19 protein-coding genes are annotated in these 17490 nt (G+C 63.1%); all 19 read right to left on the reverse strand.

Annotation, left to right across the window (positions count from 1 at the left end; genetic code table 11):
- Positions 1–4: 4 nt before the first annotated feature.
- Positions 5–1264, reverse strand: coding sequence for an exodeoxyribonuclease VII large subunit (gene xseA, locus HMPREF7215_RS04500; RefSeq protein ID WP_009164481.1), 1260 nt, complete (start codon positions 1262–1264; stop codon positions 5–7).
- On the reverse strand, positions 1261–1782 hold the full coding sequence (nusB, locus tag HMPREF7215_RS13540) for a transcription antitermination factor NusB (protein WP_050768870.1): 522 nt from the start codon (positions 1780–1782) through the stop codon (positions 1261–1263). The genes xseA and nusB overlap by 4 nt, the downstream gene beginning before the upstream one ends.
- Complete coding sequence (locus tag HMPREF7215_RS13545; RefSeq protein ID WP_198004554.1) at positions 1779–2222, reverse strand: cytochrome D ubiquinol oxidase subunit I; 444 nt, start codon at positions 2220–2222, stop codon at positions 1779–1781. The genes nusB and HMPREF7215_RS13545 overlap by 4 nt, the downstream gene beginning before the upstream one ends.
- Positions 2223–2338: 116 nt before the next feature.
- Positions 2339–2842 carry an Asp23/Gls24 family envelope stress response protein gene (locus tag HMPREF7215_RS04515; RefSeq protein WP_009164484.1) on the reverse strand — a complete coding sequence of 168 codons (504 nt, stop codon included), beginning with the start codon at positions 2840–2842 and terminating at the stop codon, positions 2339–2341.
- A complete protein-coding gene (locus HMPREF7215_RS04520) occupies positions 2829–3254 on the reverse strand; it encodes a CD1247 N-terminal domain-containing protein (RefSeq protein WP_009164485.1) in 426 nt (141 codons plus the stop codon). Before HMPREF7215_RS04520 ends, HMPREF7215_RS04515 begins: the two co-directional genes overlap by 14 nt.
- A gap of 119 nt (positions 3255–3373) precedes the next feature.
- Positions 3374–3949, reverse strand: a complete 576-nt coding sequence (gene efp, locus HMPREF7215_RS04525) for an elongation factor P (RefSeq protein ID WP_009164486.1) — start codon at positions 3947–3949, stop codon at positions 3374–3376.
- 482 nt (positions 3950–4431) lie between these two features.
- On the reverse strand, positions 4432–5724 hold the full coding sequence (locus tag HMPREF7215_RS04530) for a hypothetical protein (RefSeq protein ID WP_198004555.1): 1293 nt from the start codon (positions 5722–5724) through the stop codon (positions 4432–4434).
- A 425-nt stretch (positions 5725–6149) separates the two neighbouring features.
- The gene (locus tag HMPREF7215_RS04540; protein WP_009164490.1) at positions 6150–7850 is read right to left on the reverse strand and encodes a secretin N-terminal domain-containing protein; all 1701 of its coding nucleotides are present in this window, start codon (positions 7848–7850) and stop codon (positions 6150–6152) included.
- 9 nt (positions 7851–7859) lie between these two features.
- Complete coding sequence (locus HMPREF7215_RS04545; RefSeq protein WP_009164491.1) at positions 7860–8327, reverse strand: hypothetical protein; 468 nt, start codon at positions 8325–8327, stop codon at positions 7860–7862.
- A complete protein-coding gene (locus HMPREF7215_RS04550) occupies positions 8324–8845 on the reverse strand; it encodes a hypothetical protein (RefSeq protein WP_009164492.1) in 522 nt (173 codons plus the stop codon). Before HMPREF7215_RS04550 ends, HMPREF7215_RS04545 begins: the two co-directional genes overlap by 4 nt.
- Positions 8842–9375, reverse strand: coding sequence for a hypothetical protein (locus HMPREF7215_RS04555; RefSeq protein WP_009164493.1), 534 nt, complete (start codon positions 9373–9375; stop codon positions 8842–8844). Before HMPREF7215_RS04555 ends, HMPREF7215_RS04550 begins: the two co-directional genes overlap by 4 nt.
- On the reverse strand, positions 9365–10285 hold the full coding sequence (gene pilM / locus HMPREF7215_RS04560; RefSeq protein ID WP_009164494.1) for a type IV pilus biogenesis protein PilM: 921 nt from the start codon (positions 10283–10285) through the stop codon (positions 9365–9367). Before pilM ends, HMPREF7215_RS04555 begins: the two co-directional genes overlap by 11 nt.
- A 6-nt stretch (positions 10286–10291) precedes the next feature.
- Positions 10292–10639: a type IV pilus modification PilV family protein gene (locus HMPREF7215_RS04565; protein WP_009164495.1), complete on the reverse strand. Its 348-nt coding sequence runs from the start codon at positions 10637–10639 to the stop codon at positions 10292–10294.
- An 11-nt stretch (positions 10640–10650) separates the two neighbouring features.
- Positions 10651–11874, reverse strand: a complete 1224-nt coding sequence (locus HMPREF7215_RS04570) for a type II secretion system F family protein (protein WP_009164496.1) — start codon at positions 11872–11874, stop codon at positions 10651–10653.
- The gene (locus HMPREF7215_RS04575) at positions 11871–12956 is read right to left on the reverse strand and encodes a type IV pilus twitching motility protein PilT (RefSeq protein WP_009164497.1); all 1086 of its coding nucleotides are present in this window, start codon (positions 12954–12956) and stop codon (positions 11871–11873) included. Before HMPREF7215_RS04575 ends, HMPREF7215_RS04570 begins: the two co-directional genes overlap by 4 nt.
- A 5-nt stretch (positions 12957–12961) precedes the next feature.
- Complete coding sequence (locus HMPREF7215_RS04580; protein ID WP_009164498.1) at positions 12962–14476, reverse strand: GspE/PulE family protein; 1515 nt, start codon at positions 14474–14476, stop codon at positions 12962–12964.
- A gap of 13 nt (positions 14477–14489) precedes the next feature.
- Positions 14490–16088: a pilus assembly protein gene (locus HMPREF7215_RS04585; protein ID WP_198004556.1), complete on the reverse strand. Its 1599-nt coding sequence runs from the start codon at positions 16086–16088 to the stop codon at positions 14490–14492.
- 5 nt (positions 16089–16093) lie between these two features.
- Positions 16094–16696: a hypothetical protein gene (locus HMPREF7215_RS13550; protein ID WP_009164500.1), complete on the reverse strand. Its 603-nt coding sequence runs from the start codon at positions 16694–16696 to the stop codon at positions 16094–16096.
- Positions 16678–17478 (reverse strand): PulJ/GspJ family protein, encoded by an 801-nt coding sequence (locus HMPREF7215_RS04595; RefSeq protein WP_040550462.1) that lies wholly within the window; start codon positions 17476–17478, stop codon positions 16678–16680. The genes HMPREF7215_RS13550 and HMPREF7215_RS04595 overlap by 19 nt, the downstream gene beginning before the upstream one ends.
- Positions 17479–17490 lie beyond the last annotated feature (12 nt).

The raw sequence follows: 17490 nt of genomic DNA on the forward strand, positions 1-17490 counted from the left end.
TCCTTCACTGTATATGCGCATCTCTTACGTTCAAGCCGCGCGGTTCCACGGATTCCACATGCCCTGCAACAGTGCCGTCAAGCATCTGCACGGAGAGGGCGTCGCCGCACCGCGCCTGGGCGCTGGAGAGCAGCGGTCTGCCGCCGCTCATGACCAGGCTGTAGCCGCGGCGCGCAAGGGCTGCCGGCGAAAGATTCTCCAACGAACGTTCGAACTCGTCGAGCCGGCCGTTCATGAGCCGAAGTTCGGCGCAGGCGCGATACGTCGTTTTTTCATCGAGATCGTCAAGGCGCTGCGCCGCGTTTTCCAGCGAACGCCCCCAAAAGCGCCTCATGTTTTCTTCGCGGTTGGCGAGTTCCCGCTTCTCATCGCGCAGGGCGCGGGCCGCGTGCATATGGAGAAGACGGGCGCATTCCGCCAGACCGTCCAATTCCTCCGCGCGATCGGGGAACACCGACGCCGCCGCGGCCGTGGGCGTCGGTTCGCGCCGGTCGGCGGCCAGATCGCACAGCGACCAGTCGACCTCGTGTCCCACGCCGCACACGACGGGCACGGCACAACGGGCGACTTCCCGCACCAGCTCCTCGTCGTCAAACGGATTGAGGTCTTCTTTGGCGCCGCCGCCGCGCACCAGAAGCGCCGCGTCCACGCCGGGCAGAGCCGAAGCCCGCCTCAGCGCCAAGGCCGCGCTTTCGGCGGCGCGGACGCCCTGCACGAGACACGGGACGACGATCAGCTCGGCGGCGGGAAAACGGGTACGGAATTGCCTGATCACGTCCCGAACGGCAGCTCCCGTGTCGGAGGTGACGCAGGCCACGCGCCGCGGATAACGCGGCAGGGGCCGCTTGCGAGCGGGAGCGAACAGGCCTTCTTTTTCCAGCCTGAGACGCAGCTCTTCTTTGGCTCTGGCGGCCGCGCCCAGCCCGAGAGGATACATTTTCTGCGCGTATATCTGCACGGCGCCTCGCGCTTCATAAAGGCGGACGTTGCCCGAAACGACGACGCGATCGCCAACCGCCGGCCAGAGGAGCATGCCCGCCGCGTCGCCGCGGAACATCACGCAGGGCAGCGAAGCGTTCTGTCCCTTCAGGACGAAATAAACGTGACCGGAAACGTGCCGTTTGAAGTCGGTCAGTTCGCCTTCGACGACGAGATGAGCGAGCGTTTCGTCGTAATCGAGCAGATTTTTTACTCTCAAAGCGACTTCGTCGACCGTCAGCGGCGCGGCGGCATTTTTGACGCGAGCGGGACCGTGACGGATCATGACAGGGCGAGCGCTTTGACGATGCGAGCGAGAACGCCGTTGACGAAACGGGACGAATCGTCGCTGCCGTACTCTTTGGCCAACCGGACGGCTTCGCTGAGAGCGACGCCGGGCGGGACTTTTTTCGCGATCACGGCTTCGTACAGCGCTAGGCGGATGATCGTGCGGTCCACCAAGCTCATGCGTTCGGTTTTCCACTCGGTCGAGTACGTCTCGATCAAGGCGTCGATCTCAGGAAGGGCGCGGCGCACCAAACAGGCGTGCTCGCAGGATCGGCGATAGTCCGCAAAGGGAACCCGCGTCAACACGCTTTCCTCGTCGGCGTCGGTTTCTCCGCTTTCAGCTTCAGCGCCGTTTTCCGCGACGGCTTCCGGCTCGACGAAAAGCTCTTCCAGAGACGCTTCCACCTCGAGCTGGTCAAGCTTTTTTCCGCCCAGAGAATCCAGCGCGCACAGAATTTGGAAAAGGCGCACCCGCGCCGCATGAAGCGATTCCTGAGTGTTATCTTTATTCGTCACCACTGGGTACCTCTTTTCAAAAAGGGCAAAAGATTCTGCAGTTTGGCCCAGCCGCCGCCGGAAATAAGCCACGACGAAAGCAGCCATGTACAAAACGCCAGACCGGCATAAACGGCCACAGCCCACCAAGAAAGGGCGAAAAAAGCAAAAACGCCGCAGACGCAATTGATCCAGAACGCAGGCTGCCCGCAGAGAGAATGCTCCAGGTAGGGAGACTCGGCAAGAAAACGGCTCTGTCTGATCCACTGCAATCTGGGCAGCTCCATCCCCAGGGCGCGCAGATCCTCGGTGATGGCCTTGGCGCGGCGCATATCGTCTTCGCGGCTCCAGAACTCGCGCTTGTCGTTGATCACGACAAGGCACAAACGGTCGTGGCCCCGCAGTCTGACCGCGCTGCACTGAACCCCTTGAGGGAGATGGCGGGAAACAAGAGAAAGCACCGCCTGCGTATCCACTTTGATAAAACCGTAGGGCGTACGCCCAAAATCCTGATACGTCGCGCATGCCTCCTTTCTCTACAACGACAGCCGGCCCGAAGACGAGCCGGCTGTTTGTCTCACTCTCCGGCAGTAGTCACAGCTGCCTTTGTTCCAGTTTCTCCCGTTCCTTGATCTTCCTTTGGGGCCTGCTCGCCGAAATAAACGCCCTGAACAAAAATGTTCACGGCTTTGACTTCGTAGCCGGTCGAGCTCTCCAGCTCCTTTTTCAGGAATTCCTGCAAATCCCAGGCCACGTCGGGAATACGAAGCCCGTAGCGAACGAGAACGTACGCGTCGACGGAGATCTGCGACTGCGTCCCCTCTTCCAGCGAAACGCGCACGCCCTCGGGATTTTTCCGTCCCAATCCCAGCACCGACATGCCGACGTTCGCCGGCACCACCGACGAAACCCGCGCCAGCGCCCGACGGGCAATTTCCTGAACGACGTCTTCGGAGATGTGAAGCGAGCCATCGTTCGATTTCGGATCCTCCTCGCGAGCTTCCTCCACGGCGCGTTCCAGATCGAAATCGGATTTGTAGAGCGGCTCGGAAGTCTGATCCAGCTCGTCAATCGGCGTCATGATCCTCCGCCTCTAAATCCACGCTGACCTTTTCCCCGCAGTCGGGACACTCAACGCAGTGATCGTCGGGAGAGAGCATGGACGTCTGGCAGTAAAAATGCAGACCGCAGGACGGACAGGCGACTTCCGTGTAATCGTCTTCAAGAGACGCTTCGTCTTCGTCGAGTTCCCCGTCGATGCCCAAACGCGATTCGACGTCGGACAGGTCGGCGTCGAGCTCGCCGCAGATCGAATAGAGATCGTCAGCCGCGCTCCGCTGCTCCTCCAGCTGCTTTTTCAGCTCGCCGTTCTCGTCCGCCAAAGCGTCCAGCGCCTCGACGACGGCATCAAAGAGAGAAAGCGCGAGCTTGTCTTCCGGCTTGCCGGCGTCGAGAAGTCCTTTGATATAGGCGATCTTTTCACGTGCGCTCATTGCGAATCTCTCCTTTTCGAAAACAGGGCCGTGCCCGTCCCGCTCCGCGCAGGCAAACGGACGCCGTCCCGATTTATGCTTCACTGTTCCGCGCGGAACAATGAGACAGACTCCGATCGCTACTTCTTGACGCGTTCGACGTATTCGCCGGTGCGGGTGTCGACGACGACGCTCTCGCCGTTCATGACGAACATCGGCACCGTGATGACCAGCCCCGTCTCCATCGTGGCTGGCTTGCCGCCGCCGGCGGCCGTGTCGCCCTTGAAGTTGGGCTGAGTGTCGACGATCTTCAGCACCACGCTGTTGGGCAGCGTGATCCCCATGACTTTGCCCTCGTACATGTCGAGACTGACCTCGAGATTGTCCGTCAGATAATTGAGCGCCGGGCCGAGAGTCTCTTTGGTCAGATAAACTTCTTCGTAGCTTTCCATGTCCATGAAGACGTAGTGGTCGCCGTCTTTGTAGCTGTACTGAGCGGGTTTCTCGTCAAAGACGATGCGTTCGAATTTATCGTTGCCGGACACGAAGCTGTTTTCGGAAATGCTGCCCGTGTCGAGGTTGCGCAGTTTGCACTTGAGCACGGCGCCGCCGCGGCCTTTCATGTGATGCTGGCAGTCCACCACTTCCCACAAACCGCCCTGCCATTTCAGTTTCATGCCAGGGTAAAACTTACTCGTATCGACGATATCAGCCATGTATCACGTAACCTCCCGAGAATCTGTTTCTCTGCCGCGAATGCAGACAGCCATGACGTTTAATTCTAATGTGTTTTCACTCCATTTGCAAGGTCCGGAATTTACGTTGTCGTCGTCCAGTGATCACGCCGCTCATAAGCTCCGGCGGCCGAAGCGCGCGGAACGCCCCGGGCCGTCCGCAAAAGGGAAGCGGGCCTGTGGAAGCGCGCAGGCCCGCTTTGAAGCGCCCATGGAGGCGCGACGTTATCGAAAAAACAAAAACGGTACCGCATGGCGGCATATCCCGTCGGCGCCAAAAGAACCACGCCGCGCCGGAAGCGCCGAAGGGTAAGAGCGATGCGACGTCGCCCACGCGGCTTCGCCCCGAAACCGGCCGGAGGAACTTTTTGCGCACGGCGCCCACGCCGATTATTTCAGCACAGAAGATTGCTCATACCCGGCCGCCGCCACACAACGCCGCGGCGAGAGCCGCCGATGGTCGGTCAGTGGCCGCAGCCGTCGTGGCCGCCGTTGTCCTTGTTTTCCCGTTTCGCGTCGCTGGCGGATTCCGCGGCGCGCTTGACGGCTTTTGCCCCTTTGCGCCCGGGGGCCTTGGGATCCTCGGAAGAGTCAAGTATCTCCTCGAAATCCGACGACAGCTCCGTAGCGTCGAGAGTGACCTCCAATACCTCACCTGCCGATTCAACTGTCAGCACTCCGACAGCAACATTCACTGTATCCAAAGCTACAGTGATCTTCTTCAGGTTTTTCCGATCCTCTTTATGGAGATCTGTGTCGTTCACGACGTCCAAAAAACCTAAAGTCGAATCAACGGACTTCAGCCCGCCCCCAACAAAACCGCCAACAAAGGTCGATACCGCGGCAACCGTACTTCCGGCCTCTATAGCTGCTACTGTAGCCGGAAGGCTGAGTATGAAAAGAGCGGCGCCTGCGACAACAACGGTTCCGGCCGCAACTATCTCGCCGCCCCTGGCGACGTAGCCAAGCGTACCCTGAAAGTCTGCTTCGCTCTGGGCTGCTCTCATTTCAGCTTTTATCTGTTCCCTTCGGCGTTCGGGATTTCGAGCCTCTTCTTCCCGCTGTCGCTCCATCGCCGCTATATGAGCCTTTTTCCTTTCGATCCGTTCCTTACGGAGTCTGTCGATCTCGGCGGCCGGCATATTGATATCCGGAGTGCCGTCCGCGATGCTGTTGAGTCCCGCCTCGATGCCGTCGAGACTGGACAGGTTGAAAGGCGCCGCATAGGCCGGGGTCGCGAACAGGAAGCTCAGCGCTTCGGCCAGCAACGTCCGCTCCTCTTCGTTCATGAAGGATACCGCCATCCTCTTCGCCACGCGGATGTTGAGGGCGTATCTCTTCGCCACGGAACTCAGTTCCTTTCTCAGCCGCGTCACCTCGTACGCCATGGCGTCCAGTTCTTCCTGCGAAGGCGTCTTTTTGCCCCGGTAGATGGCGTCGTAGATCCGTTTGCAGTAATACCTGGCGCCCATTTCCGCGTTGACGAACGCCTCGATGTACGCGTCGTGCTCTCTCAGGATTTGCGCGGCGTATTTTTTTGGAATGGTGTTTTTCTTCGGCGCTTTTTTCTTCGTTTTTGCGGCATCTTTCTTTTTCACGGATTTCTTCGCCGCCGGCGCTTTTTTCGCGGCGGGGGCGGCTCTCTTCGTCGCGGCCTCCTCGCCCGCCGCGACGGCCGTCGCGGGAAAGCCCGAGAATGTCAGCGCGCACATCAGAAGTATCGACGTCAGGGCTCTTGATATTTTTCCAGTTCTCACTTTTCATCGTCCTTTCGTTTCTCGTCGTTTTTCGCGAGCCGCTTTTTGGAAGATCGCGGTCGCGTCTCCGAAACATATCCGCATCGAAAAGTATAACAGAAAAACCGACGTTTCGCACATAAAAAAATATACGTCGGGTCCATTTTTCACAGAATTGCTGACACTTTAGGCTTTTGCAAACGCTTTGAATCTTTTCAAAAACAGTGCAAAGACAAAGACTTTCGCCCGCGGAAAGAGCCGCCTGTGAAAGGGCGCGGGACTCCGCCCGCAGCGTCGTCGCGCGTTCGGGGGGCCTTTTATATGCGCGAGGCCGGACGCACGCGCTCCGGCCACGCCGGCAGATCTGCAATCCCAGCGAACGGAACGCGGAATAAAACGCGGAAACTTTCGAGCGGCTCTTTCAATGACCGGTCAAGGCGACGTTCTCACCGGCCGTCGGCAAGATCCGGGATTTCAAGAATATAGGGGATGAGGATCATCACGACCTGACTGCGCGTTTTTTTATCGAGTTTGGCTTTGAAAAGCTCGCCGATCAGGGGGATGCTGCTCAGAATCGGCACGGACGCGCGCGTGCGCGAGCGGCTTTCCTTGAACAGGCCGCCGATCACGAACGGCTCGCCGTCGCGCACGCGGATCTTCGTTTCGACGGTGCGCGAGTTCGTCTGCGGGATCTGTTCGCCCTGACCGCCGCGGATCCACTGGATCACCTCGCCCGTCGCCAGAGAGACGCTGACGGTGATCATGCCGCTGCGTCCGATCCGGGGCGTCACTTCCAGTTTGGGGCCGACTTCTTCGTCGTCGTAGGTCGGATTCTGGGCGTCGTCGCGCCGTGACACGTATTTCAGTTTTTCCACGAGCTTCACGGTCGCTTTTTCGCCGTCGAGCACGGTCACCGTAGGATCCGCCAGAACGCGCGCCTTTTTCTGTTCCACCAGAGTGCGAAGGCGGAAATCAAGCATCCGCGTTGCCGTGCCGGCCAGCTGGACGATGCCGCTGCCGATCTCGCCGGGAAGATTGGCGGAAGTGTCCAGGTTCCCCAGCGCTCCTTCGGCTGTGCCGGGCTTGCGGCCGCTCTGAGCGAATCCCGCCGAGAGCGCGCCGTTCTGATAGCTGCCCCACCACCAATCATAGACGGCGTTCAGAGCCGTCTCGAGCTGATCGCTCGCGTCGTCGTTCACTTCGATGATGCGCGCCTTGAGCATCACCTGCCGCCCCGGCGCGTCGAGCAGGCGAAGCGTTCGCCGCACTTTCTCCTGCTGAAAGGCCGTTCCCGTGACGACGATCAGATTCTGGCGCTCGTCGACGAGCACTCTGTTGGCCGGCGAATGAAGTTCGGCCAGTTCCTTCAGCAGAGGCGCGGTCTTCTGCGCTTCCGCATAGGCGACGTGATAGCTCTTGGTCGTCAGGCGCCCCGTCAAAAGCCCCAGCGAATTTTTCGCGCCGACGACGACGGTCCGGCCAACGACGCTGAAACCGAGATTCTGAGAACGAAGCACGAACTGAAACACTTCTTCGAAAGGCGCTTCGCTGAACGCCAGCGTCATCCTCGCGTTCTGCGGCACCGAGGCGTCGACGACGATATTCACGTCCGCCATCGCGCCGAGAAGGCGAAAGACGTCCGCAAGATCGCAGTCTTTCAGGTTCATGGAGATCTTTCGCGACGAAATGCGTCCGGCGTTTTCACCTTCGCGCCAGAGCGGCGTCTGTTCCCGGCTTTCGGCGCGCCCGCCTTTTGTGAAGCGGATCCGCATATGGCCGCTGCCGGCCCCTCTGACGTCGCCGAGCTGCAAAGGTTCTTCGCAGAAAAGCGTGACCAGCGTGCCGCGGTCGGATTCCTCCGCGCTGATATGCGGGACCAGCGGCGTATCGAGATCGCGCTCGTAGTTCAGCGCGGGGAAACGCACTCCTTCGAGCGCCAGCGTCAGGGAATTTTCATTTCTGTAAACCAGTTCGGGGCGTTTCAACGCTTGCCCTTCCAAGGACAACACGATATGCGAATCCCCGGCCTGCTCCACGTGGAGCGCCCAAAGCCGAGGTTCCGCGCGCGTTCTGGCCGGCAGCTCCGCCGGCTGGAAAAGGGAAAACGAGAACAATGCAAGCGCCACACAATGCTTCTTCGGATTCATACGCCCCTCCTATTCCAGCGGGACGAAAAATTTTTGCCCGCGCCACCGGCACGTCATGCCCGTCTGCCCGATCGTCAGGATCTCCACGCCGTTCAACGACTGCCCGGGGACGACCAGGACCGTCCGCGCGGAACCTTCGACGGCCACCGCCGCCCACTGTCCGCCGCCGGACAAGACGACGCCGCGCAGCGCCAAAAGGGGACGATTCAAGATGCCGTCCGGCGAAACATCGTCGTCCCATGGTTCTTCCCACGCCGCCGCACGTTTCAGAACGTCGATCCGCCGTTGCAGGATCCGTTCCAGTTCGGCGCTCCGCGCGACCGGCATCGGTTCTTCGGGGACCGCCGCCGCGACGGCGATTTTTACGGGACGAAAGAGCTGGCGCTGCCAGAAGGCGGTGGAAATCACCGAAAGGATCGCGCAGGCCCAGCAAAAAGCGACGGCCGCCGTCTTGATTTTGCCGAGATTCGCGCTCACGGCGTCGCCTCCTTCCGCAAAAAGGCCGACAGCGTCATATCCACGCCGAACGACCGCTCGCCGGTACGGCGCGCCTCCACGCGGTCGATGCAAAAAAACTCGCGGCGTGCCAGCAACTCGCTCAAAAAGGCGCGGATTCCCTGCCGCTGCGCCCGCAAAGCGACTTCAAGGCGTACGCGTCCCCCCGGATCGGCATCCGGCGGCAGGGAGACGGCGCAGTCGACCTGCGCCGCCAGCGCGCACTGTTCCAGCGCCGTCTTCAAATCTTCGGACGCGGCCGCCGGAACGACCGGCAGTTTATCGAAACGGTCCCGCTCCGCCTTCAAAGCGGCGATCAGAGCCGTGAGCGTTTCTGCGCGGGCTCCGCCGCGCTCGGCACGCAGGCGCAGCTCCGCCGTGCGCGTCTTCAGCTCGTCGATGCGGGACACGATCCAGTGCTGCGCCCACATCACGGCGAGCAGCAGCGCGACGGCCGCCAGCCCGCGAAAAACGGGATCCGTCACCGTAAGTTTTTTCACCGTCCCCGCCTCGTTCCTTCCAAATGCAGCAGCAGATTTCCCCCGCCCAGAAGCCGGCGCTCCGTGATTCGCAGCGGCGCGTAGGGCAGACGCGCAAGCTTCGAGAGAACGCGCTCCGCGTCCTCGCGATCGGCGAGCAGAATCTCGATCCGGCAGAGCTCCCGATCCGCCGCGACGGCTTCCAGTTCCCCCGTCTCCGGCAAAGCGCCGGAGAGCGCCGCCAGGATCTCCAGCGCCGGCGTCGAGCTTTGCCCTTGCTCGATCATGGCCCTGAGCTGACTGTTATGCGCCTCAAGATCCCCGCACGCTTCGCTCAGACGCGCCGCGGCCGCCGCCGCTTCGCGCTCCGCGTCCCGGACCGCAGCGTACTGCAACTGCAGGCGCGGCCACAGCGTCAGCGCGCAGACGAAAAACTGCAGAAAACACAAAAACATCACGACGAACGCCCCGTATTCGCGCAGAAAACGCTTCCATCCCGGTTCGACGGGCTCGAAGTAAGACGCGGGCAGCAGGTTGAACTCAGTCTTCATGGGCGAACCTCAGCAGCAAGCCGACGACGTCGTACCAACCGGAATCGGCCGGCGGCGCGAGAGCCGCCGGGCAAAGCCCGGCGAAATCGATTTCCCGCGCCACCGCGCGCAGATCGCCGGGCGGAAGCGCAACCGGCGCGGACGCGTCCTTTGCGATATAAACCGGAGGCGCGGCCCCGCCGAAGTTTTCAGCGACGTATTCCAAGGTTCTGTTTATTTCCGCACAGATCTGCGAACTCCAGGCAAATTCTTCGGCCGGGAGGGCGACGCTGCGAAAGACCAGACCGTTTCCTTCGCACACGAACGCGCAGTGCAACGAATCTTCGCGTTTCGCGGCCAGCAGGAAGCGCTCTTCGGCAACGACGGAAGCGAAAGCGCGCGTCGAGGCGACGATCTGCGGTTCAGCGGCGAAGACGCGGGCCCGCGGAGCGCGCAGACTTTCGAGAAACGGCAAAATCTGCGCCTTCGCACAGGCCGTTCCCACAAGGTTCAACCGGCCGCCGCGCGGCGGGGCGGCGACCTCGCAGAGATCGAACAGCGCTTCGCCGAAGTCGAACGGGAAATAATCGGAAAAACACCACGTCATGGAAGCGCGCGCCTCTTCCAGATCGGCCGCCGGCAGGGAAAACAGCCGAAAGAGGCAGTCGGCCGACGGGATTCCCACGGCAAAAGGGAGCTTGCCCCAGCGGAACGCCAGTTTCTTGCGCAAAAACGCGCCCAGAGCCGCTCCGTTCGCCAGACGCCCGTGGCTGACCAACCCGTCGGGAAGAGGAATTTTATCGGCGTTGACGAGCCGCGCCCGTCCGCCTTCCCGCAAAAGTTCGGCGTAGCACGCGCAGCGCCAGCGCCGCCCCTGAACGGCGCTCAGTTCTCCGTTTCCACAGCATCGTCCCGCTCCTTCCCCGGGCACACCGCTTCAGCGAATCCGCCTGGATAGTTTGGCTTCGCGCGTTTCTCCCCGCTCCGCCCAAGTCACCAGGACCGTACAGACCGTCCCTTCCGCCGAAGGCGACACGTCGACAGAAACGTCAAACGAAGCGATGCCGCCGGAAAAATTCTCCAACAGCTTCTCCTGCGAAGGCACCTTCCCCCACGCCTCCACCTCCTCGAGGCACGAGAGCGCCCCCCGCCAAGCTTCCTGACGGCGGCGAAGCTCAACGGCGGCGTGCAGATTTTCCGTAAAGGCGGAAGCCAGCAGCGGCAGAAAAACAGCCGCGAGCGCCGCGGCGATCAGGCACTCGACCAGCAGAAACCCCTTTTTCATCGCGCCCCTCGTCATGACAATGACCGCACCGCCTGCAAAATCGGCAGAAAGATCGCCGCGACGACGATCGCGGCCGCCAGCCCGACTGCGATGATCAACAGCGGTTCGAGGACTGACGTCAGCCGCTTGATTCCCTCGTCGAGCGCCCTTTCATGCCATTCCGCGGCCCGCAGCAGCATTTCGTCCATTTTCCCGGTCTGTTCCCCCGCCGCGATCAACGTCGCCGTTACCGGCTGCAGCAGAGCCAGTTCCCGGGCCCGAGCCGCCAGACCGACTCCGCGGGAAGCAGCGTCGTGAAGCTCCATCAGCGTCCGGGCCATCGCGGCGTTGTGGGAAGTTTCCGCGCTGAGCTCGAGCGAACGCAGCAGCGGCACGCCGGATTTCAGCAGCAGCCCCAGACTGCGCAGCGAGCGTGCCAGCGCCGCCTTCGCCCGCAGCGCGCCGACGACGGGAACCTTCAGCCGCAGACGGTCGATCGCCAGACGCGCCCCGGGCACCCGACGCAGTCCCCAGATCGCGCCGGCGGCGGCAGACACACAGGCAAGCAGGAAAGACAGGATCAGCGGAAGATGTCCGCTCACGTAAAAAAGTTTGGCGGTCAGCGCCGGCATGGGAATTTTCAGGCGCGCGAAGATCCCGTGGAACTTCGGCAGAACGAAAACGAACATGACCAGAAGCACCGCAAGAGAGAAAAACAACACCAGCGCCGGATAGGCCAGCGCGGAAAGGATTTTGGAGCGCAGCCGTTCGCGGCGCTCGTACCGTTCCGCCACAAGCGTCAGCGATTCGGAAAGCCGCCCGGTCTCTTCGCCGACGGAGAGCATCATCCGGTCGACCGGCTCGCAAAAACGGCCGTCTCGCATCGCCCGGCTCATGGATTGTCCGCCGTTGACTCCCCGGCACACCCGCCGGATCTTTTTGATCATCGGAACGCAGCGGCTCGTCTCCGCAAGCCGCTGCAGGGAAACGCTCAGCGGAATTCCCGCCGCGGTGAAGAGCGCCAGCTCCCGGAAAAACAACGCTTTCTGCAACAGCGGGACCGTGCCGATGGAACACAGTTTACGCCAGAGCGACGCCGCAGGCCGCGCCGCTTTTTCCGAAGCGCCGGCTTCGATCGCAAGCGGCAGCAGGCTCTGCCGGCGCAAAAGCCGCGCCGCTTCCCGCGCGTCCGCGCACTCGACCACGCCCGTTCGCAGCTCTCCGGCGGAAGACCGGGCCCGATAGGAAAATTTCATGACGGCATCGACCGCCCGTCCAAAAGACGCTTCATCTCTTCGCCGTCAAACGCGCCGGCAAGGGCGGCTTCCGGCGCGATGCGTTTCTGCTCGACGAGCTTCAGCAAAGACTGCTCCATCGTGTACATGCCGTCGCGCCGCGACGTTTGCAGTATCGTCTTCAGCTGCGCCGTGCGCGACTCGCGGATCGCGCTTCGAACCGCCGGCGTGGCGACGAGCATTTCCGTGGCCAGACAGCGGCCGCCCGCGCGCTGCGGAACCAGCCGCATCGCGCATACGCCCGCCAGCGAAAGCGCCGTCTGCGCGCGGACCTGCGCCTGCTGCGCCGCCGGAAAGGCGTCGATGATGCGTTCGACGGCCTGAGGCGCGTCCGGCGCGTGCAGCGTCGCCAGCACCAGATGGCCGGTTTCGGCGGCCGTAATGGCGGCGGAAATCGTCTCGCCGTCGCGCATTTCCCCGATTCCGATCACGTCGGGGTCCTGCCTCAAAGCATCCCGCAGGCCGGCCGCGAAGCTCGGGCAATCGCGACCGATCTGACGCTGGTGAAGCAGCGCCCGTTTGCCCTCGTGCACGAACTCAATGGGATCTTCCAGCGTCACGATGTGGATGCGGCACGTCTCGTTGAGCCAGTCAACCAGAGAGGCCAGCGCCGTGCTCTTGCCGCTCCCGGACGGCCCGGTGAACAGCAAAAGGCCGTGGCCTTTCGCGCAGAGTCCTTTCAAAACTGCCGGCAAACCGCACTGTTCCGGCGCCGGGATTCGGGCGGGGATCAACCGGATCGCCGCCGCGGGCTGCCCCATGCTCCGGAAACAGCTGAGGCGGAATCGCCTCGGCGCGGAGGGAGCACCGAATTCATGCGCGGCGCTGACGCTTTTATTCAGTTCCCAGTCGTCCCATTCCGCCGCGGAGAGCATCCGCCTGATGGACGCCAGCAGCCATTCCCGGCCGACCACGGCGCGCCCGCCGTCCTCGAGCCGGCCGTCGACGCGGAACAACGGCGCGCGGCCGCAGGAAAGATGAACGTCGCTGGCCCGGCGTTCCGCCGCTTCGTCAAACAAAGCCCACAGATCAGGTTCCGGCATGGCAATCACCTCACGTCGATGGCGCCGAAAACTTCTTCGTAACTCGTCACGCCGGCCAGCGCTTTGGCGATGCCGCCACGTTCCAGCGTCCTCATCCCTTTGCGGACGGCCGCCTTGCGCAGCGCGGAGACGCTTTCCTCGCGCGCGATCAGAGCGGAGATTTCTTCGTCGACGGCGAGGACCTCAAAGATCGCCGTCCGTCCCGCATATCCCCGGCCGTCGCACCGCGGGCAGCCGACAGGCCGGTAAAACACGCTGCCGCGCGGAAGTTCCAGGCGCTCGCATTCGCGTTCGGGCAGAGCGTAGGGCTGCCGGCAATGAGGGCAGAGTTTGCGCACCAGGCGCTGAGCCATCACGCCGCGCAGCGCCGAAGCCACGAGGAAGGCGGGCGCGCCCATGTCGATCAGGCGCAGCGCCGCGCTGGCGGCGTCGTTGGTGTGCAGCGTGCTGAGGACGACATGACCGGTCAGCGCGGCGCGGACGGCGAGCAGCGCCGTTTCGCCGTCGCGGATCTCTCCCAGCATGACGATGTCAGGATCCTGGCGCAGGATGGAACGCAGCGCCGCGGCGAAACTCAGCCCGCTGCGCTCGTTGACCTGCACCTGAGTGACGCCGGGAATGTCGTATTCCACGGGATCCTCCACGGTCACGGCGTTGAACTCGGCGAGGTTCAGCCGCTCCAGCATGGCGTACAGCGTCGTGGTCTTGCCGCTGCCGGTGGGACCGGTGTTGAGGATGATGCCGTTGGGGATCTTCAGCAGATTCTTGATCCGCGCCAGCTCCGCGCCCTCGCATCCCAGCCCTTCGAGCCCGCGCAGCGCCCGCTCGCGGTCGAGAAGGCGCAGGACCGTTTTCTCGCCGCGGACGGAGGGAAGCGTGGAAATGCGGAAATCGACTTTGCGCCCGTCGACGTCCCGTAAAATGCGGCCGTCCTGGGGAAGGCGGCTCTCGGCGATGTCCATTCCCGCCATGATCTTGACGCGCGCCGTCACGGCCCGGTGGATCGCCGCCGGGAAACGGACCGCGTCCACAAGCCGGCCGTCGATGCGAAAACGGACTCGCGACTCTTTTTCGCCCGGTTCGATGTGGATGTCGGAGGCACGTTCGCCGATCGCCTGAGCGATCATGCTCTCCACGATCTGGGAAACCGGCGAAGCGTCGTCCAGCCGTTCCGGCGCCGCTTCGTCGTTCCTCTCGTCGTGCAGATAATCCGCGGAGAGGCGGGCGATGCGTCCGGAGAATTGATAGGCGCGGCGGATCTCGGCCGCAAGATCGGGAACGGTCGAGGGGATCAGTTCCACCCGCCGGCGCGTCAGCGTCTGCAGTTCGTCGGCGCAGGGCAGACGCCGCGGCTCCTCCGCCATGACGCGCAGATGTCCGTCGGCAGCGATCGTCAGCGGCAGGACGCAAAGCCGCGCCGCCGTTTCGAACGAGATCAGCCGCAGCGCTTCCGGCGAAGGATGCAGTCTCGCCAGCGCCACGCGGGACGGCGGCAGAGCGCCGCTCTCGCTGAGCGTCATCGGCATCATCTCCTTACCTGTAGAGCGTATAATAAATTCCCGACGACGGCGCCGGCAGAGCCGACGAGACGGGAACGGAGGCCGGCCCGTCCGCGCCGTTTTCCAGCACCACGACTTTGCCGTCCCGGACCGCCAGACCGGCCGCCTTGTCGGAGAGCGTTTCCGCAGCCGCGAGTTTGCCGGGCGTCAGATCGACGACCTGCAAAACGCGGCGCTCCTCTTCCCGCCCCAGGATGTAGAGCAGCCCGTCATAGAAAAGCGCGCTGACGACGTCATGAAAACCTTTGAGCTCCAGCCACCAGCCCCAGCCGCCGCCGCGCCAGGGGGCCGCGCTCCAGCGCAGATCTTTCAGCCCCGCCGGCGCGGCCGCGACCAGAGTGTCCGCGCCGTTCTCGCCGACGAAAGCCAGCCACAGCCCGCGGGGCAAAACGCAGGGGATCGGCGCGAAACGGAAATTCAACTTATCGAAGAGCGTTATCTTTTCCAGATCGATGCGTTCGGAAAACCGAAAGCCTTCCGTCCGGCGCAGAAAAATCTGCACGCCGCCGCGGCTGTCGCAGAGCGCCACGCGCCGCAAACTTGCGGACGAATCGTTCAGCCCCAGCGGCGGCAGGCAGAGTTCCGCGTTGCCGCCGCCCTCGCTCTGTCCCGTCAGTTTCCCGCTCAAAGCGTCGTAGCTCAGCAGCCGCCCCCGCGCGCCGACGCCGGAAGGCACCAGCAGAGACCATTTTCCGGCGAGGGGAAACGCCAGCGGCGCCGCCGCGGCATACCCGAGCGGCGAACGGCCGTCCTCGGCGCCGCCCCAGCAGAGACAGGCGCCGTTTTCCAGATCCTCGCGCCCCCAGAGAAAAGAAGGCGCGAGGGGATCGGTCACGTCGAGGCAGAAAAGGGCGCGGGCCCCCAGCCCCAAAGTGCCCCACAGCAAAATCCGTTCCCGCGAGGAAACGGTCACCCGCTCCGCCGTCAAACCGCCGGCCGCCAGCCAGGGCAGCTCCGTCAGGGACTTCGCCCGCACAAGGGCCTCCGCCCGCGTTCTCCAGCAGAGCTGAGGCGGCGCAAAAGCCCAGCGTTCTTTTCCCGTCACCGCGTCGAAGGCGCATATCAGCCCGTCGTCGGTCTGGACGTACAGAGAGTTTTCCGCGCCAACCATGGCGGCCGGAAACGGCGCGCCCGGCGTCGTCTCCCGAAGCCGCGCGCGCCATTCGTCCCAGAGCGCTTCATCGACGCCGAAGTAACTTCCCGCCGCGGGGTCGTACCCGCCAAGCGGACGCAACTCCCCCGCCGCCGGCCCGTCGCGCCCGCACGGCGCGATGAGTACCCGGCGCGGAAACTCGACGGACGACTCCCAGACGAGCCGTTCGGTTCCGGACGCGTCGCCGAAAAGACGCTTTTGTATCTTGCCCTCGTCGCCGCGGGGGCTTGGGCGTTCCCGCCGCAGCGGCACGTAACCGCCGCGGCGTCCGTTCTCCCGGAAAGGCAAAGGCGTCCCCGTCAGTTCCCATTCCGAATTCCGCGAGAAGCTGGAAAGTTCCCGCCGCTTTATCGGCAGCGCCGGCACTTCGGCCCGCAGAGTTTCCGCCGAGAACAACAACAGGACTGCGAGAAATCCCACCCACATCATCGTTCCACCAGGACAACCCGTTCGAGCGTCACGACATGAAGCGCGTCCGCCGCCGAACGCGGACGCGCCGTGACCACAACGCGCCAGGCGCCTTTTTGAAAAAGAGGGCGTTCCGCCTGCCCCATCTGAAGCTGCGCGTACGACTGGCGAAAAACCGGCGGCGGCCCGTCGTCCGCCCACAAACCGCCCACCGCGGGCGGATACGCGGAAACTCTTGCATTCGCATTCAAAGAGGGCGCAACGGTAAAAAGGCACCATTGAACGCGACTTTCCACCTCCGCGTCAGCCGTGGAGGACCGTCCGATTTCCGCCGGCACGGCGATCTCCAGTTGTTCCGGGCCGACCGCGGGCGAAATCGGCATCACCCCGTATCCTCCGCGCGGATTTCCCGGTTTACGCTGAAAAATCCACATCGTGGCGCGTTCAAGCGCGTCCCGCGCCGCCGTGTCGAGCTTCGGCTGCAGGATGGAATCGCCGGCGCCCCGCTGCACCCCGCGCCAGCGCGCGTACTCCAGAGTCAGCATTCCGATCAGGGCCGAGACGACGATCAGCAGGACCGCCAGAGCGCTGCCCCGCCGCTTCAAAATCCGAGCTTCCATGTCCGCGAGGCCTCCAGCATCCTTTCTCCGGCGGCGAACTGCACTTTGACGCAGAGCAGACGCCTGTCTTCGTCAAAGCGAAACCCGAGCGCCTGCACGTCGCGAAACACCGGCTGTTCATGACTGCCGTCGTGATAATCGACATAGACCGTTCCATTTTTGACGAAGACCGTCATCGCCAAAAGCCGGCAGACCGGAGTTCCCCACGGCACGGCAAGGGATTCCCGCGCCGTCACCGTCGGAGATTCGCCTGCCGCTTCGCGAACGATCCGCACTGGCACCTCCGTCCCCGGGAACAGAAGCCAGCTGACCGACAGCCTGGCGTCCGCCGTGTTCTCCTCCTTGACGGCGCCGGAGAACAGACTTTTCACCGAAACGTTCGCTTCCGCCTGAAGCCTTTTCAGCAAGATGCTTCCCGTCGGCACGCAGGAAACGAGACGGAGCGTGTTCCCCCAGTCGGCGCCGGTGGAACGGAAACTGTATCCGCCAACGGAGTCGCCGACGGAAACGCTTTTCTGCCAGAGCGACCAGGGCGGCATGGAGTTCAACGGCAACGGCGGCGAAAACAGATCCGCCTGCCAACGCCCGGGCAGCCCGGCGCCGCAATGCTTCACCGGGGTTTCCAGAAAAGCGAAAACGCGTTCCGCGCTGCTCCAGCCGGGTTCCGAGAGATAATCCTCGCTGCGGTGGAAGGACTCGACGGCATTCTGCATGACGAAAAGAGCGCCGCCGCTCAGCAAAACAAAAAGAGGAAGCGCCGCCAGAACCTCGACAAGCGTCATTCCTCTTCTTCG

Source organism: Pyramidobacter piscolens W5455, assembly GCF_000177335.1.
In the GTDB taxonomy this organism is placed as follows: Bacteria; Synergistota; Synergistia; order Synergistales; family Dethiosulfovibrionaceae; genus Pyramidobacter; species Pyramidobacter piscolens.